This is a genomic window from Flavobacterium xizangense, from assembly GCF_054075145.1.
On record NZ_JBSIPG010000003.1, the window covers coordinates 189,976 to 216,510 of the forward strand.

The 26,535-nt window shown below is 32.9% G+C and carries 27 protein-coding genes; 14 read left to right on the plus strand and 13 right to left on the minus strand.

From position 1 onward, the window contains the following. Window positions 1-27: 27 nt before the first annotated feature. Window positions 28-3,774, minus strand: coding sequence for a metallophosphoesterase (locus ACWA1B_RS10980; RefSeq protein ID WP_456906789.1), 3,747 nt, complete (start codon window positions 3,772-3,774; stop codon window positions 28-30). 27 nt (window positions 3,775-3,801) lie between these two features. Between ACWA1B_RS10980 and ACWA1B_RS10985 the strand changes: the two genes are divergently transcribed. Further along, window positions 3,802-4,995, plus strand: coding sequence for a Pycsar system effector family protein (locus ACWA1B_RS10985; RefSeq protein ID WP_456906791.1), 1,194 nt, complete (start codon window positions 3,802-3,804; stop codon window positions 4,993-4,995). Window positions 4,996-5,012: 17 nt separating this feature from the next. On the opposite strand, the gene ACWA1B_RS10990 is transcribed toward ACWA1B_RS10985, so the two are convergent. Next, window positions 5,013-7,382, minus strand: a complete 2,370-nt coding sequence (locus ACWA1B_RS10990) for a GAF domain-containing protein (protein WP_456906793.1) — start codon at window positions 7,380-7,382, stop codon at window positions 5,013-5,015. 231 nt (window positions 7,383-7,613) lie between these two features. Between ACWA1B_RS10990 and ACWA1B_RS10995 the strand changes: the two genes are divergently transcribed. After that, entirely contained in the window at window positions 7,614-8,366 is a 753-nt protein-coding gene (locus tag ACWA1B_RS10995) for an SDR family oxidoreductase (protein WP_456906795.1), read from the plus strand. Between the two features lie 72 nt (window positions 8,367-8,438). Continuing rightward, entirely contained in the window at window positions 8,439-9,020 is a 582-nt protein-coding gene (locus tag ACWA1B_RS11000; protein ID WP_456906797.1) for a TetR/AcrR family transcriptional regulator, read from the plus strand. An 87-nt stretch (window positions 9,021-9,107) separates the two neighbouring features. Here ACWA1B_RS11000 and ACWA1B_RS11005 read toward each other — a convergent pair whose 3' ends face one another. The 9 genes from ACWA1B_RS11005 to ACWA1B_RS11045 all read right to left on the minus strand — a co-directional run bounded on the left by ACWA1B_RS11005 (window position 9,108) and on the right by ACWA1B_RS11045 (window position 15,739). After that, window positions 9,108-10,166, minus strand: coding sequence for a nucleoid-associated protein (locus ACWA1B_RS11005; RefSeq protein WP_456906799.1), 1,059 nt, complete (start codon window positions 10,164-10,166; stop codon window positions 9,108-9,110). A 44-nt stretch (window positions 10,167-10,210) separates the two neighbouring features. Next, a complete protein-coding gene (locus tag ACWA1B_RS11010; protein WP_456906801.1) occupies window positions 10,211-10,570 on the minus strand; it encodes a four helix bundle protein in 360 nt (119 codons plus the stop codon). A 94-nt stretch (window positions 10,571-10,664) separates the two neighbouring features. Beyond that, window positions 10,665-11,207: an IS1096 element passenger TnpR family protein gene (locus ACWA1B_RS11015; protein ID WP_456906803.1), complete on the minus strand. Its 543-nt coding sequence runs from the start codon at window positions 11,205-11,207 to the stop codon at window positions 10,665-10,667. Between the two features lie 202 nt (window positions 11,208-11,409). After that, window positions 11,410-12,009, minus strand: coding sequence for an HPP family protein (locus ACWA1B_RS11020; RefSeq protein WP_456906805.1), 600 nt, complete (start codon window positions 12,007-12,009; stop codon window positions 11,410-11,412). Between the two features lie 78 nt (window positions 12,010-12,087). Beyond that, window positions 12,088-13,368, minus strand: coding sequence for a chloride channel protein (locus ACWA1B_RS11025; RefSeq protein WP_456906807.1), 1,281 nt, complete (start codon window positions 13,366-13,368; stop codon window positions 12,088-12,090). A gap of 330 nt (window positions 13,369-13,698) precedes the next feature. Next, window positions 13,699-14,088: an SMU1112c/YaeR family gloxylase I-like metalloprotein gene (gloA2, locus tag ACWA1B_RS11030; RefSeq protein WP_111378296.1), complete on the minus strand. Its 390-nt coding sequence runs from the start codon at window positions 14,086-14,088 to the stop codon at window positions 13,699-13,701. After that, window positions 14,088-14,663, minus strand: coding sequence for a sugar O-acetyltransferase (locus ACWA1B_RS11035; RefSeq protein WP_456906810.1), 576 nt, complete (start codon window positions 14,661-14,663; stop codon window positions 14,088-14,090). The genes gloA2 and ACWA1B_RS11035 overlap by 1 nt, the downstream gene beginning before the upstream one ends. 3 nt (window positions 14,664-14,666) lie before the next feature. After that, the gene (locus tag ACWA1B_RS11040) at window positions 14,667-15,125 is read right to left on the minus strand and encodes a YciI family protein (RefSeq protein WP_456906812.1); all 459 of its coding nucleotides are present in this window, start codon (window positions 15,123-15,125) and stop codon (window positions 14,667-14,669) included. A 155-nt stretch (window positions 15,126-15,280) separates the two neighbouring features. Beyond that, entirely contained in the window at window positions 15,281-15,739 is a 459-nt protein-coding gene (locus ACWA1B_RS11045; RefSeq protein ID WP_456906814.1) for a DinB family protein, read from the minus strand. Between the two features lie 139 nt (window positions 15,740-15,878). On the opposite strand from ACWA1B_RS11045, the gene ACWA1B_RS11050 reads away from it, so the two are divergent. From ACWA1B_RS11050 to ACWA1B_RS11100, 11 genes are all read left to right on the plus strand, one after another. Further along, on the plus strand, window positions 15,879-18,038 hold the full coding sequence (locus ACWA1B_RS11050; protein ID WP_456906816.1) for a TonB-dependent receptor: 2,160 nt from the start codon (window positions 15,879-15,881) through the stop codon (window positions 18,036-18,038). Window positions 18,039-18,293: 255 nt separating this feature from the next. Next, complete coding sequence (locus tag ACWA1B_RS11055) at window positions 18,294-18,701, plus strand: DUF2141 domain-containing protein (protein ID WP_208749473.1); 408 nt, start codon at window positions 18,294-18,296, stop codon at window positions 18,699-18,701. A gap of 47 nt (window positions 18,702-18,748) precedes the next feature. Continuing rightward, the gene (locus ACWA1B_RS11060) at window positions 18,749-19,372 is read left to right on the plus strand and encodes a hypothetical protein (protein WP_456906818.1); all 624 of its coding nucleotides are present in this window, start codon (window positions 18,749-18,751) and stop codon (window positions 19,370-19,372) included. 22 nt (window positions 19,373-19,394) lie between these two features. Beyond that, window positions 19,395-20,753: a 2TM domain-containing protein gene (locus ACWA1B_RS11065; protein WP_456906820.1), complete on the plus strand. Its 1,359-nt coding sequence runs from the start codon at window positions 19,395-19,397 to the stop codon at window positions 20,751-20,753. Then, window positions 20,753-21,082, plus strand: a complete 330-nt coding sequence (locus tag ACWA1B_RS11070; RefSeq protein ID WP_456906821.1) for a 2TM domain-containing protein — start codon at window positions 20,753-20,755, stop codon at window positions 21,080-21,082. The genes ACWA1B_RS11065 and ACWA1B_RS11070 overlap by 1 nt, the downstream gene beginning before the upstream one ends. Before the next feature lie 2 nt (window positions 21,083-21,084). Beyond that, a complete protein-coding gene (locus ACWA1B_RS11075; protein WP_035648153.1) occupies window positions 21,085-21,387 on the plus strand; it encodes a 2TM domain-containing protein in 303 nt (100 codons plus the stop codon). A gap of 2 nt (window positions 21,388-21,389) precedes the next feature. After that, a complete protein-coding gene (locus ACWA1B_RS11080) occupies window positions 21,390-21,719 on the plus strand; it encodes a 2TM domain-containing protein (protein ID WP_456906823.1) in 330 nt (109 codons plus the stop codon). A 2-nt stretch (window positions 21,720-21,721) separates the two neighbouring features. Continuing rightward, window positions 21,722-22,027, plus strand: coding sequence for a 2TM domain-containing protein (locus ACWA1B_RS11085; RefSeq protein ID WP_238567963.1), 306 nt, complete (start codon window positions 21,722-21,724; stop codon window positions 22,025-22,027). A gap of 19 nt (window positions 22,028-22,046) precedes the next feature. Further along, window positions 22,047-22,415, plus strand: coding sequence for a 2TM domain-containing protein (locus ACWA1B_RS11090; protein WP_456906825.1), 369 nt, complete (start codon window positions 22,047-22,049; stop codon window positions 22,413-22,415). A gap of 17 nt (window positions 22,416-22,432) precedes the next feature. Then, window positions 22,433-22,801 (plus strand): 2TM domain-containing protein, encoded by a 369-nt coding sequence (locus ACWA1B_RS11095; RefSeq protein WP_456906827.1) that lies wholly within the window; start codon window positions 22,433-22,435, stop codon window positions 22,799-22,801. Between the two features lie 51 nt (window positions 22,802-22,852). Further along, the gene (locus ACWA1B_RS11100; RefSeq protein ID WP_035647681.1) at window positions 22,853-23,620 is read left to right on the plus strand and encodes a LytR/AlgR family response regulator transcription factor; all 768 of its coding nucleotides are present in this window, start codon (window positions 22,853-22,855) and stop codon (window positions 23,618-23,620) included. Between the two features lie 174 nt (window positions 23,621-23,794). Here the strand turns inward: ACWA1B_RS11100 and ACWA1B_RS11105 are convergent, their stop codons facing one another. Beyond that, on the minus strand, window positions 23,795-24,820 hold the full coding sequence (locus ACWA1B_RS11105; protein ID WP_456906829.1) for a COX15/CtaA family protein: 1,026 nt from the start codon (window positions 24,818-24,820) through the stop codon (window positions 23,795-23,797). A gap of 13 nt (window positions 24,821-24,833) precedes the next feature. Beyond that, complete coding sequence (locus ACWA1B_RS11110; RefSeq protein ID WP_456906831.1) at window positions 24,834-26,267, minus strand: CCA tRNA nucleotidyltransferase; 1,434 nt, start codon at window positions 26,265-26,267, stop codon at window positions 24,834-24,836. Window positions 26,268-26,535: the final 268 nt, after the last annotated feature.

Below are 26,535 nucleotides of genomic sequence, written 5' to 3' on the forward strand. Positions count from 1 at the left end.
AAAAACTTCGAACCTTAGCCTCTTTTTTTAAAAGCTGTACGCCGCTCCAAAAATAATTCTCCCCGGTTCATCAGGAGACTGGAAATAAGAAATTCTTGCCGTTATTAGGTTAATAGCATTCAACCATAATCCTCCGCCGTAATCCTGATGCCATTTTCTTGAATTTTCACCGTCAAGCCAAATTCTTCCGTAGTCAAAACCACCTAGAATTCCGTATGTTAATGGAGCAACAGTTTTGTGGATTTTTCCAAGAGTGAAACGCAAGTCACTGCTTTGAGAGAAGTAAGAACTTCCTAAAAAGCGTTCGTTTCTGTATCCACGTAAATCAGTGTCACCTCCTAAAGCTGCACCATGATAAAAGTCGAAATTGTTGTTTAAAATTGCTTTTCCTTTAAGAAATGTTGCTAAAACCAATTTTCCGTTATGATCAATTCTATGGGTAAAGCCTAAGATACTTTCAAGAGTTGGAAAATTCTGCTTGGTGTCGCTTAAGTTTGTAGTCCACATTCCTGAAAGCATAAAATACATTCCCAAAGTAGGTTTTGCCACAAAATCAGAATTTTTGAAAACATATTTTACTCTCAAGGCACCGTAAGTTTGACTGTCAAATACATTCGGATTTACAATTCCCGGAATATCAATAAATCGGTCTTGAGTTTCCTCGACAGTCATTTTTTGAAGAATTGGCTGTATGCTGAATTCACTTCCAAAACGCCCCACGTGCCTTGCAGCACCTGCAACATTAAATTTTCGAATTCGCACTCTATTATAATCCATTCCAAATTCCTCGTCATTATTTACAGTTTCGTTTCCGTAACCAAAATAATTCATCGCAAAGTTTGGCGTTGTATATTGTGCATCAACATCAATAACCCATTTCCCTAGCAATCCTGGAAAATGCGCTGCATAGTTAAATTCTAAACCTCCGGTAGCGAAGTAATAAAAGGCGTTAACAGTATGTTTTTGCGTATAAGGATTCTGTTTGAAATTATTTACAGTATAATTTAAGTTAATACCCACTTTTACGCCATCATCTGGATTATATCCAATATTTGGCAAACCGGAAATGACATTATATTTTGGTTTTTCATAATTATATAAGTTCACATCATAATCATCTGTAAGCTGTGTTTGAGCTTTAGTTCCGAGGCCTCGGGAAAAATTGTATGTGTTTTCTTTTGATTTAAAATCATAAACAATAACCTTTCTGCCGTTTTCGATATTGTAAGTGTCATTGTTTTGTCCACCAATCAAACGAATTTTAATATTCGATTTATGATTTCCTTTTACTTCAAAAATATCATTATCGTCCAAACCATAAACCCATAAGTTTACGGTTTTATCATCAGTTACTGTTTTGGTGTAAACCAAATCGTCACCTTCTTTCTTAATTCTGAAGACCTGAATTTCGATGCTTTTTTTAGCATTGTGATTGATTACAAATTTGTCTTTTTTATCTGTTCCTGCAATCATTACCGTGCGGCTCAAAACATCAAAATATTCAGAAGCGTATTTTTGAAGGTCATTCTTTCTGCTTTTTAATTTCTGTTTAATTTCATCAACTGTCTCGTCCTGAACTTCCTTTGGCATGTTATTAAATGCAGCATCAATATCAGCATCTGATAAATTTTCCTGAATATATTTTGCTTGTTCGATCCAGTCTTTTTCTTCAGCCGTTCTTAAAAAAGCCAAATCCATTGGATAAGGTTCTCTTCCAAGCCATTTTACATTGATTCTGTCGCCTTTAAAAGTTCGCATATGACGAAGTGGTGGCATATTCATAATAAGCGAAAGTAAAGCGCCGTCGTATTTCACAAAAGCCTGGTCACGGTCACGCGGAATTGGCTTGTAAATAACTTTGTCACCTACTTTATATTCGCCCCAGCGCCATTGATCACTATGTCGGTCCCAGTCACCAATCAATATATCAAACAAACGGGCTTTTATATATTCTTTTTGATCGACGGAGTATTTTTCATCTTTGTGAAGATTCATCATCATATCATCTGTACTGATAATATTGGATGGATTTCCAAAATTCTTCGCATCCAAATGATTATCTGCCGGACGTTCTTCAACCATATACAGCTGATCTCCAAAACTGGCATTAAACTCTTTCAGTCCTTTTTGTTTCGGAATATAATATAAAATCGGATTCGTGTGAGCAAGTCCAATTTGATCCGACATACTTCCTGTTACATAGGGAGCATAAGGATGTGAAGTCGTATAGAAATCATATAAAAAGTTTTCGGTATAGGTTTTTTCAAAATCGTTTACAATATATTGATCTTTAAAGGCAACGGATTGTAAAAATACTGTTGCGCTTTTTTTCATGGCTCGCATTACATATTCACGTCCTTTAGGATCTGACATTCTTAACGAAATAGATTGGTGTCCGCCCCCTTCGCGAATCGGTTTCAAACCGCCCATCAATGTATCTACAGTAGCAACTCTGGCTTCTATAGGTGTGCTGTAATATTTTCTATAATGTTGTCCGAATAAAAATCTGTGAAACATACTTTTATCCGTCATATCTCTTGTGTAAATCGAAGTCGTAATTTTTGGCGGGAAAGTATTCGGAATATCGGCTGCCCAGTTAATCTCTTTCGCTTTTATGATTTCGTGTTCAAAAAGCAATTTTTCTTTGTTGTTTTCATTTCCAAAATAAGAAACTTTAGCGTCGCCACTTTTAAATAAAGTCAACGTTGCGTACCCATTTCCGCCATATGAAAAATCATTTTCACTAATAGCTCGCGCTGCCTCTGATTTTGATCCTGCACCACTTATAATTTGCTGAATATTTTCTTTGCTAATGTATTGCAGATTATGATCGTGTCCAGAAACGACAATAACATTTTTCTGTTTTTGCAAAAGTGTTTTTATTCTTTTTGCGTAAATTGTATATTGCTTATTTTGAAGATCCTGCGGACTTGCGCCAGATGTTTTTCGCAATAAATTAATGAAAGAACCAATAATAGGAAGTGGAATTTTTTTCTCTAGCGGAAATAATTGTTTTTCCATTGAAAACTGTCCGCCGTGCGTTCCGTTGCTCAATAACGGATGATGGATCGCCAGAATTACAGTTTTCTCCTGATTTTTATTTAAAATGTTTTCGAGTTCATCAAAAAAAGCTTCTCTGGTTTTAATGTCGCAATTGTCATTTATGGTTGGATGATTGTTCCAGTCTTCTAAAAACCATTCACTATCAATAGTAACCAACGTTGCAGTACTGTCAATTTTCACATCTTCAATAGGACAGGATTTTCTTGGCAGAAATGCTTTTTTGTCATTTAGATATTTAGTTACAAAATCAGCTTGACGTTCCAGGCCTTTGATGCCGCTATACCAATCATGATTTCCGGGAATAAAAATGGTTTTTCCTTTAAAACCTTCAGTTAATTTTAGCTGATTGGTTAATTTCGTTTTGGCTAAATCTTCTTCATCTGCATTTTTTTCACTCGGAAAACCTTTCGAATAAATATTGTCTCCCAAAAATAAGAGCGTTGATTTTTTACCCGATTTTTTTAGCTTCTGATGCAAAAGCTCTAGCGTTTGCTGGGCTTGTTCTTCATCGGCGTTTCCTGCATCTCCAACTAAATAGAAGGTATGGGCAATTTTTATAGTATCAGTAGCGTTTTCTGTTTCGTTGGCGCTTACATTTTTTCCGTATTGTGCCTTGCGTGTTGCACAAGAATATAGGAGGGTTATGGCGATTATTGCCAAAGAAAAGTTTTTAATCTTGGCAATAAAATGATTATCCAAAAACAATTTCATAATTTAGTGGTATTAAAAATATTCTTTATGAATCTAATAGAACAATGCGAAGACTTCGTCAGTAATTTACTCAAAGATAAACTTTCTAATTTATATTCTTATCATAATTTTAACCATACTTTAACTGTAGTTACTGCGGTAAAAGAGTTGTGTAAAAAAGAAGATGTTAATGACGATGATAAAAAAGCGCTTTTAGCAGCTGCATGGTTTCATGATACGGGATATATTGAAGGTTATGAGCATCACGAAAAAGAAAGTGTGAAAATTGCTGAAGCTTTTTTAAAAGAAAAAGGACAATCAGAAGAATTTATTGCGAAAGTTTCCAGCTTAATTTTGGCGACGACCAAAGAATATGTGCCTACAACGCATTTGGAAAAAATTATTAAAGATGCTGATTACGCCCATTTAATGGGAGCAGAATATGTTACTACTTGCGAATTGCTTCGTTTAGAACTAAAAAATACAGGTATTGCAAGTTTTTCAAATTCGGAATGGACAAAAGAGAATTTTAATTTTCTTTTGAATAAACACCGTTTTTATACTGATTATGCCTTAAGGAAATGGCAGCCTTTAAAAGAAAAAAACCTGATTTTAATTCAGAAAAAAATCAACAAACAGGAATTGAAAGCCGCTTCGGCAATTGATGAAGAAAATAAAAAGAAAGAAAAGGCTGAAAAATCCGAAAAACCAGAACGTGGAATTGACACTTTGTTTCGCGTTACGCTTGGAAATCATACACGTTTAAGTGGCATTGCCGACAGTAAAGCAAATATTTTGTTATCTGTAAATGCCATTATTATTTCGATTGCACTTTCGTCAATTATTCCAAAATTAGATAGCCCTAAAAATGCACATTTGGTAATTCCGACATTTATAATGCTTATATCAAGCGTAATCACAATTATTTTTGCCATTCTTTCTACAAGACCGAAAGTAACTTCAGGTTTTTTTACGCGCGACGATGTCGAAGCTAAAAAAGTGAATTTGATGTTTTTTGGGAATTTCTACAAAATGCCTTTTGAAGAATATGACTGGGCAATGAATGAAATGATGAAGGACAGAGATTATTTATATTCAACAATGATCAAAGATTTGTATTATCTGGGATTGGTTTTGCAGCGAAAATATAATTTATTGCGTATTGCCTACAATCTTTTTATGATAGGAATAATTATTACTGTAATCGCTTTTGTAATTGCTTTTAAAGAGGTTAGCATATAAAAAAAAGCTCAACTAATTTAGTTGAGCTCATCTAATAAATCCTGATAAGTGATTTTTTTTGCTGTTGGATTTGCAGTATTATTGATCACTTTTACACGAATGGCTCTCAAGCCTGAAACACCTTGCAAATCTTCTACTTCAAACTGCTCGATGGCAGGTTCAAGTATTTTTTTGTGCTGTAGGTATTTGATATACTTCAAATATTCGGTTTCTTCGTTGTTTTGAGAATACACAATCGTAATTTTTTCTTTCTCGGTAATTCGTTCTTTAGTTCCTTTAATGTTTGATTTGTCGATTCGTTTTTTCACGACTTCATATCTTGCATTATAAGTTCCGTCAACATCAAAGCGTTTTTCATCCATTCTGAAACGAATTGAAAGCGGAGAACTAAAAACCAAAATCAAAGAAGTCACATCCAATTCGTATGGAAGCGATTCTTTAAGTTGATGATGTTCCAATTCCATTTCGCATAACGTTTGTAATTGCCATAATCTCAGATTGTGCAAATACATAATATCGAAAGGTTTTGTAGGCGAAATTGAAGCTCCAATGTATAAATTATGCTCAACGCCATCCGTTTTAAAACGTTCGTAGTAGTGCGGATAAATTTGTTGTGCATCTAATTGTTTTTTATCTAAAACTGAAGCTAATTTTTTGTTGATGATCGACATTGCGTTATCAAACTTTTTTCTTTCCTGATAAAACAGACCCGTTTTTTCGTCAAGACTTTCAAAGTACAAAGCTTCTAATTTTTCGTTTTTGGCATTGCTATTTGTGTTTTTTAGTATCGGATGAATTTCTTCTTCGATATAACGTTGAATATGTTGTTCAGTATCTGCTTTTAAAGGAAAATCTAATTCGCTTCGGAGTGATTCCAACTCAAATTTTCTTTGTTCCAAAAGTACCAGATTCGTATTTGGTTTTTGATTGTCGAAAATTTCCAAAAGAGCCGTAAGTTGATTTTTTAAATCAATTTTTACGGTTTCATTTCGATGTTCAGATGAGCCTTTAATGTCGATTTGTCCGTATAACGGATACACGTTTTTAAAAACAATTTCTTTAAAAATATAATCTTTTGTGTGATTGATATTTTGAAAATAATTCTGTGATTCTTTTCGGAATTTCCAATAAACACTAGGGTGAATCGTGGTATATTCACGCTGGATAATAGCCTCAATCTGATGCTGCATATCGGTATTATAACGATCAATAGTATCGGTTAAATACGGAAGAATTAATTCTAGTTTTGTCGCATTGACACTATTTAAATCTCTTGGATGCTCAGAAACTAATTCTACAACACCCAACAATTGTTCGTCTTTCATGACTGGCGCAAAAACACAGCTTTTGATGCCTTGTTTTAGTAAATGCTCGCCAAGTCTTTTATTTGGAGATTCCTCAATGAATTTTTCAACATTCGAAATCACAAAAGGTTCTTTATTGTGCAAAAGATTTTCAAATGAGCAGCCAAAAAAAGCATTTTTACAATCGACTTCTTCATCTGTGTTCAAAAGAAAACTTTGCATCTGATTATCAAACTTTACAGGCTTAATGAATTTTTCTTCTTCAGGATTATAAATAATGAAACCTACTTTTAGACTTGGAATTTTAAAAATAGATTTAAAAATAGCAAGTATGATTTCATTTGAAGAAGCGGCTTCAGAATCAGGTTTTAATAAATTACTTTTCAGATTTGAAATAGCACTTTCGGTTGTTGCATCAAATAAAGAAACCATTCCAAAACCTTTTAGAATCCAGCTTCGTTTTGGAAATTTAGATTTCCATAAATCGATATCATTGTAATTATCAATTAATTGATCAATATCGTCCTGCGTTAATTCTACGGCTCTTTCTGTTGGAGTGATTTCCATGAAATCAGCATTGTAGAGAATTCTATAGTGCTTTTCAATTCCTTGTTCATCTGGAATATCATAAAAGAAAGGCTTGTTGAAATCAATTTTCTGATTGTAATAATAGGCCAATATTAAACAGCAGTTGTTGATGTAAAATTGATGATCATCAAAATCACGAATTTCCATATAGAATTCATCTCCGGCATTACGCAGAATTTTTTTGAAACGTTCTGTGTAATTGAAAGACACGTTTTGAAACGGAATTGTAATTGCTTTTATTTCGTTATGCGTTAATGCAGTTGGAAATAAATCGGCTACTATATTTTTGATTAATCCTTCGTTGTTTTTAATGATATTATAATCATGAATTCCAGTTCTGAATTCCGGAAATGGCTCAACTTCTTTTAAAATCGCTTTGGCGTAGTTAGATCGATAATCGACATCTGATAAAGCAATCTCCTCAAAGGACTCAATTAATTTATGGAATGAGATTATGGTTTCGAAAGGGCTTTCATGTGGTAAAAGACGTTCCATGTGTTTTTGTTTTTAGGAATTACAAAATTAAGCAAATATTAAGAATCGCCGACATTTTATAATTTCTTTCGCTTATGGTGTGATAGGTATTTCCTTTATTAATAAGGGGTTGAAAACGAATCTTTAAAACTTTAACTAAATGTTAACAAAAACAATAACGGAACGATCGTTCCGTTATTGTATCTTTGTACCATAATAATTGAATAATCAATAACTTAAAAACAAATAAAAATGAAAAATTTAGAAAACAAAGTGGCAATCGTGACAGGAGGAAACAGTGGAATTGGATATGCAGCAGCAGCTGATTTAGTAGTAAAAGGTGCAAAGGTAATTGTAACAGGAAGAAATAAAGAAGCTTTAGCAAAAGCTGAAACAGAATTGAACGTTACCGGAATCGTTGCAGATCAGTCCGATCTAAAATCAATTGATAATTTAGTTGAAGAAGTAAAATCAAAATTCGGAAAAGTAGATATTCTGTTTTTAAATGCCGGAATTGCAGCTTTTGCTCCAGTTGATTCTGCTTCAGAAGATCATTACGACAGTATTATGAATGTGAATGTAAAAGGAGTTTATTTTACTGTTCAAAAAGTGTTGCCAATTTTAAACGATGGTGGTTCTATTATTTTTAATACTTCAGTAAATGCGCAATTAGGAATGCCAGGTTCAAGTGTTTATGGAGCAAGTAAAGCAGCAGTTTTATCATTAAACAGAATTTTTGCGGCAGAATTAGCACCAAGAAAAATCAGAGTAAATGCAGTTTCTCCTGGTCCAATCGAAACTCCTTTATACGGTAAAGTTGGTTTAGAAAAAGAAGAAGTTGAAGGTTTAGGAGCAGCTTTAGGACAAAAGATTTTATTGAAACGTTTTGGACAAGCTACTGAAGTTGCAAAAACAATCAGTTTCTTAGCTTCTGATGATGCTTCATTCATAACAGGAACTGAAATTGTTGTTGACGGTGGACTTACTGTAAATACAGTATTATAATTTTTTTGACCAATTCAGGAACGATTGTTCCGTATTTTTTGTATCTTTGGAAGAGAATTTAACTTTGAAGCGATGGCTAGAACGAAAGAATTTAACGAAGATCAGGCTTTAGATAAAGCAATTGAGATTTTTTGGCACAAAGGTTACAACGGAACTTCTGCTCAGGATTTGGTAACGCATTTAGGTTTAAGCCGTTCTAGTTTGTATGACACTTTTGGCGATAAGCAAAAGCTTTTTGTGAAGTCATTGCAACGATATCAGCAGCAAAATGAGGAGAGTCTTAAATTGCTTTTTGAAAATGCTGAAAATATTAAAACTGCTTTAACTGAAATTTTTAAACAAGCCGTTATAGAAAGCCTTCAGGATCGAATAACAAAAGGTTGTTTTATGGTAAACTCAGCGGTTGAATTGGCGATGCATGATCCTGAAATTGGAAAAATTGTTCATGACAATCAGAAAGCGGTTGAAGAAGTTTTTTATCAGGCCATAAAAAAAGGGCAGGAGTCTGGACAGATTTCCGATAAGCAAGAAGCTCGATCTTTAGCTCGTTTTATTTTTAACAATTATTCTGGAATCCGGGTTTTGGCAAGAGCAGGCGAGAGAGACAAACAAGTCTATGATGATATTTTAAAATCGATTTTCGCTTTATTTTAGAAAATCAATTTCAATAAAAAAACGGCAGTTATAATTATAACTGCCGTTTTCTGTTTTAGTAAGTAAGTAATAGAAAATGAAAACTTCTTAGCTTTTTTCTTCTTTGTTGAAGTAAACTAAGTAGTAATACATTTGTTTTTCTTCATCCCAGCCTTTTTCAACAAATTTTTCTGCACTTTCAGGATTGATGAAATCCATTTTGATCTGAATGTGAGTATCTAAATTAATCACATTTTTAATCGATTTTCTAGCGTCAGAAACAGCTGCGTTAGCAATTGGGAATGAGGTTACATCTTCGATGCTGTATTTTTCTCCTTTATCAACTTTATAGTTTTTAAATTCTGGAATCAAATCAGGATTGTCTAATACTTCATTCAAGAAATTCTGCTCTTCAAACTGATCATTTTTAGCAAAATAATTCACAGATCGGTTCATAAACATTACTTCCTCTTTCTTGTCTTCTGCAGGCAAAACAACGTCTTTTGCGAAGTTTTGACAGAATTTTAAATATTTTTTAGTGATGAAATTTTCATCTTCAAAAGCATCAACAGATAAAAAGTGCTCTAACCAGTAACGCGCATCATAACGGTTGCTGTCTACAGTTAGGATTTTGTATCCTTCTTCTTTTTTGTAGTTAAAAATCAAACATCCTTTATCTAATTTACTCAAGTTGATTCCTTGTTGTAAAATCATTTCAAGGTTGCTTCCGTTTTCTTCAAACTGTAAAAAGTCGGCTTGTAATTCGCTTTTGAAAATTCCGATTGCATCGACAACATTATTATCGATACTTAGGTTTGTCAAATACGTTACATAAACTTCTCCGTTTTTAATATGCGGATGATTTGACTGTTCAAATAAATGTTTTGTGATGTTTTTAGAAACCTCATGAACATTTGACGGATTATCAAAAATCTCAGTTGCATATTTAAACATGTCGTTGTAGTCCAAGTCCACTTCGTGTGCAAACTGATAGTAGTTTTCTTCTTTCTCTCTAAAAGGCTTAAAAAAGAATTCTTTTATCAAAGGAACAATCTCATCATTTAAATTAAATGGTTGCTCTGATAAAAAAATAGCTTCATTACGGCTTTTGTTTCCTACGCGGTGTATCGAAAGCGTGTCGATGTGGGTGTTGAAAAGATTTATCATGTGTGTATAGGTGCTGAGGTTCTAAGTTGCTAAGGTACTAAGGTTTAGTTTCTATCTTTTACTTTTTTTATAAAAGAAACTAACATTCTTTCGACCTCTCGACTATCCTCATATAATTTGTTAAAATCGTCTTCTTTTATATAAGATATATTTTTTGCAATCTCTAATTGCGTCTGCATTTCGAATAGTGATCCAACAGAAATGTTTAAAAAACGTAAAAGATCTTTATCGCTTTCTCTACCAAATCCTTCTGCAATATTACTGGGAATAGAAATTGAACTGCGTCTAATTTGTGAAGTTAATCCAAAGATTTCTTCTTTAGGAAAATTGTTTGTTGAAAAATAAATTTTGGTTGTTAAGGCAATTGATTTCTGCCAAATAAGAAGATTTCTAAAATTACTCATATTTAATATTTTTAATTCGAAGAATTAAAAATAAGAAAAAACTTTCAAAATAAAACCTCAGTAACTTAGCATCTTAGAACCTTAGAACCTTAAATTAGTTCCAATTCTCCTCAAATCCATAATCTTCGAAGCTGTCATCGCCTTTAAACATATCAAGATCGTCTTCGTCTAAATCGTCTTCAAATTCTCCGTAGATATCATTGTGCATGTCATCGGCTTCGAAGTTTTTTTCAAGAGCTTCGTCTGGCATTTCTCCGTGAGAGAATAAAGTTTCAGGATAAGTTGCGCCAACCGTCTCATCTTCAACCGCAGCCAATTCTACTAAGAAAGTCCACATACTGATGAAATCGTAAACGTAAATAATTTTTGTGTTTTCTTTATCTAAAATACTAGACAATGGATAATCGCTCATGGTTCTCATTTCTCCAGGAACATCTCCTGTATCAAAAAGAGGAATTTCATCTTCTTGATTCCAAGTATCATCACAAGTATAAAATGAAGCCACTTCTGATCCGTCAAAACCAAAAGCGTTGAAGATTGCATTGTGTAAATCCTCAAGTGTATCGTCCTCAAGAATAGCAATGTCTCTGAAAATATCTTCTTCGGCGTCTAGAATAACTCTAAATTTATAAACCATAATCTTTGTTTTTATTGAGAGGTCAAAGGTAAAATATAAAAAACGAAATACGAATTATGAATTAAGATTTGTTGAAAAGATTTTAAAAAATTGATTTTCAATTAGTTTGTCAGGCTTAGCGAACTCGAAGCCTAAATCCAATAGGAAAACCTTTCTCCCAAAGTCTCGAGATCGCTCAGGGTGAAAAACTATAAAAATAAAATTACTTTCTCGCTAACCTTTTTCGAATTTTATGATAATGTTTGTGATAAGTACTGTGACTCGGATAACTTCTGCTGGAAGTCATATTATTAAATACCAAAGCCGTTAAAAACAAAATCAAAACACCAACTAGAACCGGAGAAATGACATACATATAACCTAAAGATTTTACTTTTTCGGTTCCAATAACAGCAATCAAAGCTGTTGCTCCTCCAGGTGGGTGAAGTGTTTTGGTAATCTGCATTAAAATTATGGCAATCGAAACGGCAAGTGGAGCGGCGATATACATAATATCGGGAACCAATTTATGAACCGTGACACCAACAAGTGCGGAGATTAAATGACCGCCAATCAAATTTCGGGGTTGAGAAAACGGACTCTGAATAATTCCGTAAACTAAAACGCTCGAAGCTCCAAAAGAACCAATCAAATAAACAGCATCACTTCCCGAAAAATGCATCGATTGAACGTATGCTAAAATTCCAATTCCAACAAATGATCCTAAAAAGGACCAGAAATGTTCTTTATAATCGATTAATGTTTCTTTGTATAGAATGTAGCGTGTTTTGCGGTAGCTTCTTTTAATTTTTTCAGTTGGCATAATGTGGTATTATTTTGCTCGTTATGCTTTTAAATATATTTTGGTAGATGTTTTTAATCTCTAGATTTAGTTTGGAAATTATTTAACTAAACTTGGCGAATAACTATATACGGTATAAGGATAAATCATTTTTGCAGTGTATTTTGAAATCAGACAAACTGCAAGAATTGGGAAAAATAAAGTATAATCATTTGTTAATCCGCAAACTAAGAAAATTGCAGTAAAAGGTGCATGAATGCTCGCACTCAAAACTGCTGCCATTCCAATAATCATAAAATTAATCGGAATTACATTTACATGGAAAAAGCTGTTTAAGGTGGATGCTAATAATAATCCCAAAAAAGCGCCTATAAATAAACTTGGCGCAAAAACGCCACCATCTCCACCAGAAGCTAATGTAATTGAGGTAACAATTGGTTTTAGAATTAGTATTCCGATAAATGTTAAGGCTAAAGTTATAGTCAACGGAAGCTGGTTTGAATTACCAAAAATTCCTTTTATTGCATGATAACCTTCACCATATAATTGAGGAAAAATAAACAAGGAAACGCTCAAAACAACTGAACCAATTAGAATTTTATAGTAATGTGTATCAATTTTTCCAAATTGTGATTTGAAGAATAATACGCAACGTGTTAAATAAACAGAATTAATTCCGGCCAAGATTCCTAAAAGAATGAAGTATGGAATTGCTTTTAAATTCCATGTTTCGATTGAAACGGCAAATAATGGTTCTTCTTTTAAAATGGTTAATAAACCAAAAGCAATTGAAACTGCAATTACATTTGAAATTATAAAAGCTCGTGTCACTTTTCTGGAAATTACTTCAAGTGCAAATAAAACTCCCGCAATTGGACTACTAAAAAGTGCTGTAACACCGGCTGCAACTCCGGCGCAGATTAATTCGGTTTTGTATTGACGAAAAACATTTTCTTTTTCGTGAGCAACTGAGCCTATCGTCGCTGTAGCAACAACAGTAGAAACTTCGATTCCTGTAGAGCCTCCGAAAATAACTGTTAATAATCCATTGATAAAGTGTGATGGAATTTTATACGAAGGAAGGTTTTTAGATTTTGAATTTGTACTTTCAAAAACCTCTTTAATTCCTTTATTTTCTTTTTTCTTGAAAAGATATTGTCTTAAAAAATAAATTACCGATAAACCAAAAACGGGAAATACGATATAAAATATCGGATGAATAGTTACTTCATGAAAGAAAATTTCTTCGTAATACTCTGTTATTTTTTTTAATGAAATTCCGAGGAAAGCAGAAAGAAAGCCAATTAAAATAGAAACAATAACTAATTTTCTGAGTTTGATTAATTGATGATTTTTTTTGATTTGCGCCGTTTTGTTCATCAGAAGTAATTTTGTAGTCGCAAGATATTATTTGCGATTTCACAAAATTAGACAATCAAATCTGTTTTTTAATAATAATCGGTCTTTAATATATGTTAAAATTATTAAAGCAAGAAAATTCTTTCTTTGTTTTTTTGTTGAATATCGCTTATTTTTGGGGACAAAGTTGCAAAGTGACAAAGTTGCAAAGGTTTTTTCTCTTAAAACTAGGAATTAAACCCAAACTTGTCATTTCGAGGAACGAGAAATGACAATTGCGCTTAACTAATCATTAAATGAAAGAGGAACCTTTGCAACTTTGTCTCTTTGTCGCTTTGTTCCTATAAAAATTTAGCGCTCATAAAACTCAATCGGTAACAAATCAGGATCTGCAATAAAAGTAAAACGCTTTTCAGTTGTTTCGTCGATTCTAATCGGTTCAGATTCAATATTTTTCGAGTTTAAAAAAGCAATAGTTTCTTCTAGATTAATAACCTCAAAAGCCAAATGTCGCAAACCAACAGCTTCAGGTCTTGAAGGTCTTTGTGGCGGATTTGGAAAGGAAAATAATTCAACAACATAAGAACCATTTAAAGCTAAATCTAATTTATAAGACTGGCGTTCTTCACGATAAATTTCGCGAATAATGGTTAAACCCAGAATCTGAGTGTAGAAATATTTCGATTTTTCGTAATCAGAGCATAAAATGGCAATATGATGAACTTTATTAAGGGTAAGCATTATTTAGTAGATTCAGGTTCTTGATTTAATTTTCGAATAACTTTTGCCGGATTTCCAACAGCAAGTGAATTGTCTGGAATATCTTTTGTTACGACAGATCCAGCGCCAATAACGCAACCTTTTCCGATTGTTACGCCAGGACAAATAACTGAATTTCCGCCAACCCAACAATCGTCTCCAATAGTAACAGGATAAGCATTTTCAAGCGTTTTCCTTAATTCAGCGTCAAGCGGATGTGAGGCAGTATAAATTTGAACATTTGGCGCAATAAATACATTTGAGCCAATATTTACCGGCGCACAGTCCAGAACAACACAATTTACATTGAAATAAACGTTTTCTCCACAGAAAATATTATAACCGTAATCACAATGAAAAGGAGGTTCAATATATAGACCAGCTCCCGCATTCGGAATCAGTTCTTTTAAAATTTCTTTTGCTTTTTTAGTAACCCGATATTCTTTTACATTTAGGCTATGCAAAAGGTTTTTTGCAGCTCTTCGACCTTTAAGTAATTCTGGATCAAAGGCATTGTAATATTCGCCAGAGATCATTTTTTCTTTTTCTGTTTTCATTATTTACATTTTCGTCTTGGCAATCTTTTCATGAATTTTCACAGTTTCCTGCAAAGCTGCGGTGCAGTACCAAGGCGTTAATTCGGCTTCGAGTAAATTTGCTTTTATTGCCGGATCGGTGGCAACAAGTGCTTTTGCTTCCTCAATAGTTTCTACATTAAAAACGTAAATACCACGATAATTTCGGTCGTTTTTCATGAAAGGTCCGGCAACAACTAGTTTTCCTTCTTTGGCAAGTTTGCCGATGTTTGCCATATGACCTTCAAATAATTTTTTAGTTTCTTCTTTTGAAGCTGTTGTATTGGTTCCTGATTTTAATAAGCAGAAAACATATTTTTTCATTCCGTATTCGTCGGCATGAAGAGATTTGGCTAAAGCTTCATCATATTTTACTTCAGTTTCTTGAGAAAATCCGATTGCATTTAAAAGTAAAAATGCAAATAATAGTATTGATTTTTTCATGATATTTTTATTGTTTAACACATAGAAACATAGCTTTCGAACGTAGTAAAGGAATTTTATTTTCATAAATGCACATAGCAATGTGTAAAATCTAGATTTTTAAAAATTCTCTTTATAGTTTATAAAAATTTATGTTTCTATGTGTTAGAGTTAAATTAAAGCAGTTTCTTCAAAATAACAATTTGCCCTAAATGATAAACATCGTGCTGAATAATTCCGTGAATATCTTCATAAAAGTTATGATTATTATTTTGATCTATTTTATCAAAATCGGCATCATTAAAATTACTCAGACAATCATTCCATAATTCCTGAGATTTTGCCAAACTTTGTAGTGATTGTTCCCAAGCTGGCTCAGATGAATCTAAAATTGGCACAAAATAATTATGATCGGGAGTTGTAATTATTTCTCCTTGAACACGTTTTAAAATGTTTCTTCTCCATTGTATTAAATGATTGACAATTTCCCAAATTGTGTTTAAATTAGGGTTGATTTTTTTATAAGCCTGAGCTGCAGTTATATCTTTTAAAGTATCTGCTAAGGTAACTTCAAGCCACGGATTTCCATTATAAATGGATTGATATAAATTCGAAACTCTTTTACTTTCTGACATAGTTAATAGTTTTAGAAACACTACAGCTAAGATACAAATAAGTATTTTACAACTCATCCCCGAAATTCTACAATTGGGTTATTTAATATTTTTTAACAAGAAATGTTAAAATACATTTGCTCCATCAAAAACCAATATCATGAAAACTAGAATTACTTTTATTTTATTATTAACAAGCATTTTTTCTTTTGCCCAAAGTACTATTTCAGGAAAAGTGGTAGACCAAAAAGGAAAACCGGTTGCTGGCGCAAATATCTATATTGACGGAACTTATGACGGAGCAACAAGTTCTGAAACGGGAGACTTTTCTTTTCAAACCAGTGAAACAGGAAATAAGTTTATTGTGGTAAGTTTTTTACTTTTTGAAACTTTCAAACAAGAAATTGATGTTGCGAATTACAAAGACCAAACAATCAAATTAAGAGAAAATGTTAACACGCTCGATGCTGTTGTTATTACTGCCGGAACATTAGAATCTGGTGATAAAGCGAGAGTTTCGGTTTTGAAACCTTTAGATATTGTAACTACAGCAGGTTCTGCTGGAAATATTATAGCAGCTTTGCAGACTTTGCCTGGAACACAGAATGTAGGTGAGGACGGACGTTTGTTTGTGCGTGGTGGAGAAGCCAGCGAAACGCAGACTTTTGTTGACGGCATTCGCGTTGCGCAACCCTACGGAGCAACAACAAATAATTTGCCTACAAGAAGCCGATTTTCTCCTTTCTTGTTCAGCGGAATTGCTTTTTCTACCGGAGGTTACTCTGCAGAATATGGTGAAGCTTTATCAAGTGTTTTGCTTTTGAATACTAATGATGAAGAAGATCATGAAAAAACAGATATTTCATTTATGACTGTTGGTTTGGGCTTAGGAAATACACAAAAATTCAAGAAAAGTTCTTTGAGTGTAAATATGATGTATGTGAACTTGGCGCCTTATCAGGCTGTAATTCCTCAAAATGTAGATTGGAATAATCCGTATCAGTCGCTTGGAGGAGAAACGGTTTACAGGTATAATTTTACAAATGGAATTTTCAAATTATATGCTTCTTTCGATTCAGAAAAATTCGATTTAAATCAGAAGAATATCAATTTTGAAAATCCAATTAGAACAGATATGAACAACAATAACTTTTATTTGAATTCTTCTTATAAAGGAACTTTTGGAACTGGCTGGCAATTGACTTCTGGAATTAGCTATGGTTACAGCAAAAATAAAATCACATACAATATCACTGATGTTGACAACAACGAAAATGCTGCTCAGCTGAAATTAAAATTGCAGAAAAAAGTTTCAAACTATTTTAAATTGTCTTTTGGTACAGATTATTTCATAACAAAGTTCAATGAAAATGTAAATGATAATGTTTCTATTGATGTGGCAAACGGATACGATTCGAACATTTTTGCAGCATATACCGAAGGAGATATTCTATTTTCTAAAAAACTGGCGATGAAAGTCGGATTGAGATATTCAAATAATAGTTTGCTAAACGAAAATAATATTGCGCCGAGAGCTTCATTGGCATACAAAGTTTCAAAAAGCAGCCAGTTTTCTTTTGCTTACGGAGATTTTTCGCAAACGCCTGTTGTTGATTATATTAAATATTCAAAATACCATCAATTTGAAAGTGAAAAAGCAAGACATTATATCCTGAATTATCAATTCACAAAACCAGGACAGACTTTTAGAGCAGAGGCTTATTATAAAGAGTATGACAATTTAGTGCAATATGATACGAGAGATATTCAATACAATTCAGTATTCAATAACAACGGTTCAGGATATGCAAAAGGTATCGATTTGTTTTGGAGAGACAGTAATTTGTATAAAAACTTAGAGTACTGGATTTCTTATTCTTATATCGATTCAGAAAGACAATATAAAAACTTTCCAAATATGGCGACGCCAAGTTTTGTTGCTAATCACAGTTTGTCTGTCGTAACTAAATATTTTATTACCGACTGGAAATCGCAAATTGGCTTTACAAACAGTTTCAGTTCAGGACGTCCGTACAATGATCCAAACCAAACGCAATTTATGAACGGAAAAACAAAATCATACAATAGTTTGAGTTTCAACTGGGCGTATTTGCTGACAACGCAAAAAATCCTTTATTTCTCTGTTTCAAACATTTTAGGGACACAAAATATATTTGGATATGATTATGCAAAACTGCCAGATCCAAACGGAGTATATCAAAGACAAGCTATTGTGCCTACAGCTGATAGATTCTTCTTCGTAGGTTTCTTCTGGACTATCAGCCAGAATAAAAATGAGAATCAGTTGAAAAATTTATAGATGCTAAGATGCTAAGGTTCTAAGGTGCTAAGAAAAAAACTTAGTCCCGATAACTATCGGGATAATAGCTTAGAACCTTAGTAGCTTAAAAAAACAATTCAGTCATCAAATTCGACAACTCGGTATCATTTAATTTTTAAAGAGTAAAAACCAACATACTTTTGAAGTATAAATTAACAACAGAGTTTTAATCATCAATAAAAAACTTAGAACCTCAGAACCTTAGTAATTTAGAACCTTAAAAAAAAAGAAATCATGACCAAAATTATTACCATAACTATTTTATTTATCTGCAGCTTAATGTCTGCACAAAATGTAAAATTAACTGTTGCTGTTTCAGGCTTAAAAAATGATACAGGAGTTGTTAAAGTAGGATTATATAATTCAGACGGAACTTTTCTTAAAACAACTTACAAAAGTCTTGCTTCTGAAATTAAAAACAATCAGGCGGTTGTAACTTTTGAAAATCTTCCTGCGGGAGAATATGCGATCTCAACCTATCATGATGAAAACATTAACGGAAAGCTTGACAGAAATGCAATGGGAATTCCATCAGAAGAATATGCCGCTTCAAACAATGCAAAAGGATTCATGGGACCTCCGGCGTATGCGGACGCTAAGTTTAATGTCAGTAAAGATTCAAAAGTCGAAATTAAATTTTAATAAGCAAATAACTAATCCATATAACAAACCATTAAATAAATTATAAAATGAAAAAAATCATCACTTTAATCGCATTATTTGTAGTAGTAATAAGTTCAGCACAAACACAATTTGAACAAGGAATGGGAAAAGCTTTCGGGCTTTGGAAAGAAGGAAAAAATGCAGAAGCTTCTGCACTGTTTGAAAGAATCGCTGCGGCAGAAAAAACAAGTTATCTGCCTAATTATTATGTAGCCTTGATTAATGCGACAGCAGTTTTTTCTGAAAAAGACAAAACAAAAATTGATTTACTGTTGACAAAAGCACAAGATGCTTTAGACCAGGAAATGATTAAAGATCAAAACAATGCCGAGTTATATGTTATGCAAGCTTTAATTTACACAGGATATGTAGTAGCTGATCCAATGACAAACGGAATGAAATATTCTGGAAAAGTAATGGAAGCTTACGCAAAAGCAAAAGCAATCGATCCAAATAATCCAAGAGCAGTTTTTGGAGAAGCTGACTACCAATTAGGTGGCGCAAAATGGACAGGAGTTGATACAAAACCACTTTGTGCGCAAGTTGATAAAGCTATTGAACTTTTTGCTACATTTAAACCTGCAACACCTTTTTCACCAAAATGGGGATTGGAAAGAGCAGTAGAAGCACAAAAGAATTGCAAAAAATAAAACTAATTTAAGCTGATTTAGAATGAAGGATTACAGAAATACATTTTCAGATTTAAAAAGCGGCACTATCGTATGTTTTAAGATCTCTATGGTTTTCACGATAATATTCTCAGCCTTTTTGGGAGCCGATTTAACAATAGAAAATGTTTTGATAACCTTTGGTTTGAGTTGTCTGTATTCATTCGGACTCGGTTTTGGGAACGGTTTTTTAAGTGTTCTTTTAGATCGAAAATGGGATTGGTTGGAACATACAAATCTGAGAGTATATTACGGAATATTAGTTACTGTTTTATACACTGTTCCAGCTGTTTTAGCCATCAATTATATCATTTTCGTAGTGATTCAAGATGTACCAATTAGAAATTTCTTTAGTGAAAGAATGATTTGGGTTCATCTTTTTTACATCATTTTATCATTAGGAGTTTCAACTTTCATGCAAGCCAGAAGTTTTATGGTGAAATGGAAACAGGCATCAAAATTTGAAATCACGCAACAAAAGATTATCGCCGGAACAGCAAATGCAAAATTCGAAAGCTTAAAAAACCAAATTGACCCGCATTTTCTTTTTAATAGTCTCAATGTATTAAGTTCTTTGATTGAAGAAAATCCAGATAATGCACAACGATTTACCACTTCCTTATCTAAAATCTACCGCTATGTTTTGGAGCAAAAAGATAAAGAATTGGTTTCTGTAGAAGACGAATTATCATTTGCAAAAACGTACATGAATTTGCTGAAAATGCGTTTCGAAAATAGTTTGTTTTATGAATTGCCTTCAACAGCCATTAATCCTGATGCAAAAGTGGTTCCGTTATCGTTACAGCTTTTATTAGAAAACACCGTAAAACACAATGTTGTAAGCGAACAAAAACCCTTGCATATCAGAATTTTTATTGACGGAGATTATCTCGCGATTCAAAATGATTTTCAAAAGAAAGAAGTTTTGCAGGACAGACAAGGAGTTGGATTACAAAATATCGTAAACCGATACGGAATCGTAACCAACAGAAAAGTTTTAGTAGAACAAAATGAAGAAACATTCACAGTTAAGATTCCGATTTTAACAAAACAAATAACAGTTATGGAAACAAGTGCAGACTATAGCGATGAAAACAGAGCTTATTTCAGAGCTAAAAAAAGAGTAGAGGAATTAAAAGGATTTTATGGAAATGTAATTTCGTATTGTTGTGTAATTCCGTTTTTAATTTTTATAAATTTGAGGTATTCTCCTGGATTTCAGTGGTTTTGGTTTTCGGCTTTGGGCTGGGGGTTTGGAGTTGTAATGCATGCTTTTAAAGTTTTTGGTTACAGCTCAGATTGGGAAGAACGTAAAATCAGAGAGATTTTAGAAAAAGAAAACAACAAACAAACCTGGAAATAATGGAAACGAATTTCAATAATAATCGGGAGGATTATGATTTACAACAGTTTGCTAAAAGAAAAATAGAGAAACTTAAATCATTTTATTCACACGCATTTGTCTTTTTTATTGGATGGGTAATTTATGTATTGAAAGAATATTTTGGAGTACCATTTAATTTTTTGCCCATAAAATATATCAACGGATTTGTAATGGCGATCTGGACAACAGCATTTTTAATTAACGCAATAGATTTATTTGCTTCTTTTAAAATTTTTGGAACCGAATGGGAAGAGCGTAAAGTAAAAAGTATCTTGGAAAAAGAAAACGAAAAACAGAAATGGGAATAACTATGGAACCAGATTATACTGAAGCAAAACGTTATCAGAAAGCTCAAAAAAGAGTTAAAGAGATTAGAGGGTTTTACGAGCATTTAACCGTTTTTATTCTGGTAACTGTAATCCTGATTGTTATAAACCTGATGACTTCGCCCGAATATTTATGGTTTATATGGTGTGTGTTCGGCTGGGGAATAGGAGTAGTAATACATGGTCTAAAAACTTTTGAAATTTCACCTGCTTTTAGTAAAGAATGGGAGGAGCGAAAAATAAAAGAAATTTTAGAAAAAGAAAAAAATAAACAAACTTGGAAATAATTATGGAAACAAATTGTAATAATGACCGGGGGAAATTTGAGTTTCAAAAAATTTTCAGCAAAAAATCTGTTCAATTCAGATCTTTATATGTACATGCATTTATTTACACGATTGGATTGATGATCTATATTTTAAAAGAATTTTATGGAGTTTCACTGAATTTCTTTCCGGTACGATATTTAAATAGTGTTGTAATGGTAATTTGGACAAGTGTATTTTTAGTATCGCTGATCGATTTATTTGCTTCATATAAGATTTTTGATGAAGAATGGGAAGAGCGAAAAATGAAAAGCCTTTTAGATAAAAAAGTAAAAAAACAAAAATGGGAGTAATCATGGAAGTAAATTTTAATGACGAGGATAAATATTACTTGGCTAAAAAGAAAGTCGAGAATATTAAAGGTTTTTATGGAAACTTAACGGCCTATATTTCAGTAAACATAGTTTTGATTGTTATAAATTTAATGACTTCACCAAATCATCTTTGGTTTTATTGGCCATTAATGTGGTGGGGCGTTGGAGTTCTTTTTCACGGGTTAAAGGTTTTTGAAGTATTTCCGGTTCTTGGAAAAGACTGGGAAGAAAAAAAGATAAAAGAACTTATGGAAAAGGAAAAAGAGAACAAAAAGAAATGGCAATAATCATTAAAAGATAAAAAAAATGGGACGTTTAAGAACACGTATGTATGAAGAATACAGAAACGAATTTTCGAGCGATGAACGCTTTAATATTGCATACAGAAAAGTGAGAAGAATAAAAGGTTTTTATTCGCACTTAAAAGTATATCTAATTGTGAACGCAATTATTATCATTTCGAGTTTGAACAGAGAGTTTATCGGAAGCCATTTTAATGATAGTGGCTTATTTGAATGGCATACCTATTCAACAGCTTTTTATTGGGGAATTGCATTAGTAATGCACGCTGTGTCAGTTTTCGGGCGCGATGTATTTTTCAGCGATGACTGGGAGGAAAGAAAGATTCAGGAATATATGAATCAGGAGTCTACGAAAGCAAATAAATGGCAATAATTTAAAAGACATATAAAATGAGACGTTTTGGAAGAAACATTTTTGAAGAATATGGCGAAGAATATAGTAAAGACGAAAACTTTAATATCGCTTACAGAAAAGTCAAAAGAATAAAAGACTTTTATTCGCATTTAAGAGTTTACATTATTGTAAATGCCATAATTATAATAACAAATTTGAACCGTGATGTCTTTGGAAAAGATATAATTTATAACGGTTTATCAGACTGGCATACTTATTCTACTGCTTTTTATTGGGGAATAGCATTGTTAATCCATGCTTTTTCTGTTTTTGGACCAGATGTCTTTTTTGGCAGTGAATGGGAAAAGAAAAAAATTCAGAAGTATATGAACAAAGAAGCTCAAAATACCAATAAATGGGAGTAATTTTACCAATACTATAACCAAAACCAAATTTTTAATTTTTTCATTCAATAAATGACCACATTAATTATAGAAGACGAAAAACCAGCTGCAAGATTATTACAACGAAAATTAGAAAAATTAAATATTGCTGTAGAAACCATGCTGCATTCTGTTGAAGAATCTGTTGATTGGTTTGCCAATAATCAGCATCCCGATTTAATATTTTTGGATATTCAGCTTTCTGATGGTTTGTCGTTTGAAATTTTTGAAAAAATAGATATCAAAAGCGCTATAATTTTTACAACTGCTTATGATGAATATGCATTAAAAGCCTTTAAATTGAATAGCATCGATTATCTTTTAAAACCAATTGATGAAGATGATCTTGAAGTTGCAGTGACGAAATTCAAAACCCGACTTCCTAAACCGGAATCAGAAAGCAGTAATTTGCAACTTGATTTTGAACAAATACGAAAAATGCTGTCAAATCCTTTTGAGAAAACGTTCAAAAAACGTTTTACAGTTAAAATAGGACAGCATTTAAAAGTAATTACTACAGATGAAATCGAATGTTTTTTCAGTGAAAACAAAGGAACTTATATTCATACTTTCGACAATCGAAATTATTTGATTGATTCAACTCTGGAAATTCTGGAACAGGAATTAGATATGAAGGATTTCTTTCGCGTAAGCAGAAAATTTATTGTTCCGCTTCAGGCAATAAAAGAAATTCAGGTATATACTAATTCCCGACTTAAAGTTATTTTGCCATCTTATAAAGAAGATGAGGTGATTGTGAGTCGTGAAAAAGTACAGGATTTTAAGGCTTGGTTGGGGTAAATTATTTTCCTCATTTTAAGATCTAATCTTTTTTAAAACCATCCAAATAAAGAGCCAGTGGCTCGATTCATTTTGTAGGGTAGGATTTTAATCCGGTCGGACCAAGATAATTTATTTTAAAAACATAAAAAAATCCTTCATTTTGAAGGATTTTTTTATGTCTTGAATTTTAAATTATTTACTTAATCTATGCAAAGTATACGTCATTGCACTCAAAAGGAAAAATGCCATAATTTGGTGAATTAATCCTAAAGCCAACGGAACGCTGTATAATAAAGTGAAAACACCAAGCAAAAACTGAATGAAAACAAATGCTACAAGTGTTTTGATTCCGTTTGTCTGAGTAGCGGTAAGCGTGTATTTTTTGCTTTTGAAGAAAAGAAAAAGAATAATTGCCACAACTACATAAGCAAAAGTTCGGTGCACAAACTGAACGCCGCTTTTTCCTTCAATTAAATTCTTAATCAAAGATGATTGCTCAATAAAAACCGATTCGTGAATAAATTCGCCATCACTCATTAAAGGCCAGTGATTGTGAATTAATCCGGCATTTAGTCCCGCTACAAATCCGCCATAAATAATTTGGATTAATAAAGCAGCTAAAGCATAACGAGCAATATTTCGAAGCGGTAATATTTTATTGATGTTTCTTTCAGGATAAATCAAATCCAGCGCTACCCAAAGTGTGTACGCGAAAGTGATAAAGGCAAAAGTAAGGTGTAATGAAAGTCTAAAATGGCTCACATCTGGATTGTCAATTAATCCGCTTCGAACCATGAACCAACCAAGAAAACCTTGAAAAGCGCCCATTCCTAAAAGCACAACACATTTTTTGATTGTATCTGTATCTAATTTCTTTTTGAATAAAAAGTAAACAAAAGGCACAAAGAAAACCAAACCAATAATACGGCCAATGAAACGGTGAAACCATTCCCAGAAGTAAATAAATTTATAATCGGCTAATTGAAAATCGTTGTGAATATTAATTTTTTGATATTCAGGAAACTTCTTGTATTCATCAAAAGCGGCTTGCCATTTTGCCTCTGTTAAAGGCGGGAAAGTGTCGGTTACCAAATGCCAATCGGTCATTGATAAACCTGAATTGGTTAAACGCGTGATTCCGCCCACGACAACCATTAAAAATAATAAAACACAACCTGATAGTAACCAAATGATTACTGATTTATTCTCTTTTTTCATTTTATTAAAATACTTATTTCTCTATTTTTTTTAAGCCTAACTTTTCAGCTCTCTTAATCACAAAATCATAAGCCGCCTGATACTCATTCGGAATATCACCTTCTAAAATTGCTTCTTTTACGGCCTCTTTCAAAATTCCGATTTCGCGCGAGGGTTTCAAATTAAACATTTCCATAATTTCTTCACCGGAAATTGGTGGCTGAAAATTACGGACATGATCGCGTTCTTCAACTTCAACAATTTTCTTGCGGACAAGCTCGAAGTTTTTATGGTATTTTTTGAATTTCGCAGGATTTTTGGTCGTGATATCGGCTTCGCATAAAATCATTAAATTTTCTACATCTTCGCCGGCGTCAAAAACTAAACGGCGAACGGCGCTGTCTGTGACGATATCTTGCGCCAAAACAATTGGACGCGAACTCATAATGACCATTTTTTGCACAAATTTCATTTTTTGGTTCAAAGGCATATGCAAACGTTCGAAGATTTTTTTTGCCATTTTTCCACCAAGAAATTCATGTCCGTGAAAAGTCCAACCTTGTTTTTTATTGAAACGTTTTGTTGGCGCTTTTCCAATATCATGCAATAAAGCCGACCAGCGTAACCAGACATCATCAGTATTTGGACAAATATTATCTACAACTTCTAAAGTGTGATAAAAGTTGTTTTTATGCGTATGGCCTTCTATTTCTTCCACCTGATTCAACGCAGTTAATTCAGGTAAAATTAAATCTAAAAGTCCGGTTTTGTATAAAAGTAAAAATCCTGTTGAAGGTTTATCTGTAGAAAGAATTTTATTCAATTCGTCTACAATTCTTTCGCCTGTAATAATTTTGATGCGCTCTGCATTTTTTGTGATTGCATTTAAGGAATTCTCCTCAATTTTAAAATTCAATTGATTTGCAAAACGAATCGCGCGAAGCATTCGTAAAGGATCATCAGAATAGGTAATATCCGGATCCAAAGGCGTTTTGATTGTTTTGGTTTCTAAATCGGCTAAACCGTCAAAAGGATCTAAAAGATCTCCGAAATTATTTTCATTTAAAGATAAAGCCAACGCATTTATTGTAAAATCACGACGGTTTTGATCATCCTGAAGTGTTCCGTTTTCTACAATTGGATTTCGGCTGTCGCGGTTATAGGATTCTTTTCGGGCGCCTACGAATTCAATATCAGTATCTTCAAAACGAAGCATTGCCGTTCCGTAAGTTTTAAAAACCTGAACTTTTGGTTTGTTCGGAAGTAAATCAGAAACCTTTAAAGCTAATTCGATTCCGCTTCCAACAGCAACAACATCGATGTCTTTTTTAGAACCTCGGTTTAAAAGCAAATCACGAACAAATCCTCCTATAACATAAGAGTCAACGTTTAATTCCTGAGAAGCTTTCGAAATGATATCGAAGATTTTGTTTTGTAAAGCAGATTTATAATTTGTTTGTATAGCCACGAATTCACTAATTTTTGAGTAAAAATGCAATTTGAATTTCAGATGAAATAAAATGCATGCAAATTTACAACATAGAAAATGCCTATTATAATCTGAAGCACACTTTTTTGAAGAAATTAATAGTTTTTGATGTTGATTTTTGTGAAAAGACAAAAGGTTTGCCACGAATTATACTAATTACCCGAATTTATTTTTTTTCTGCCACAGATTACAAGATTGAAAGGATTAAAAAATCTGCGTTAATTTTGTAATCTGTGGCAAAAAATCC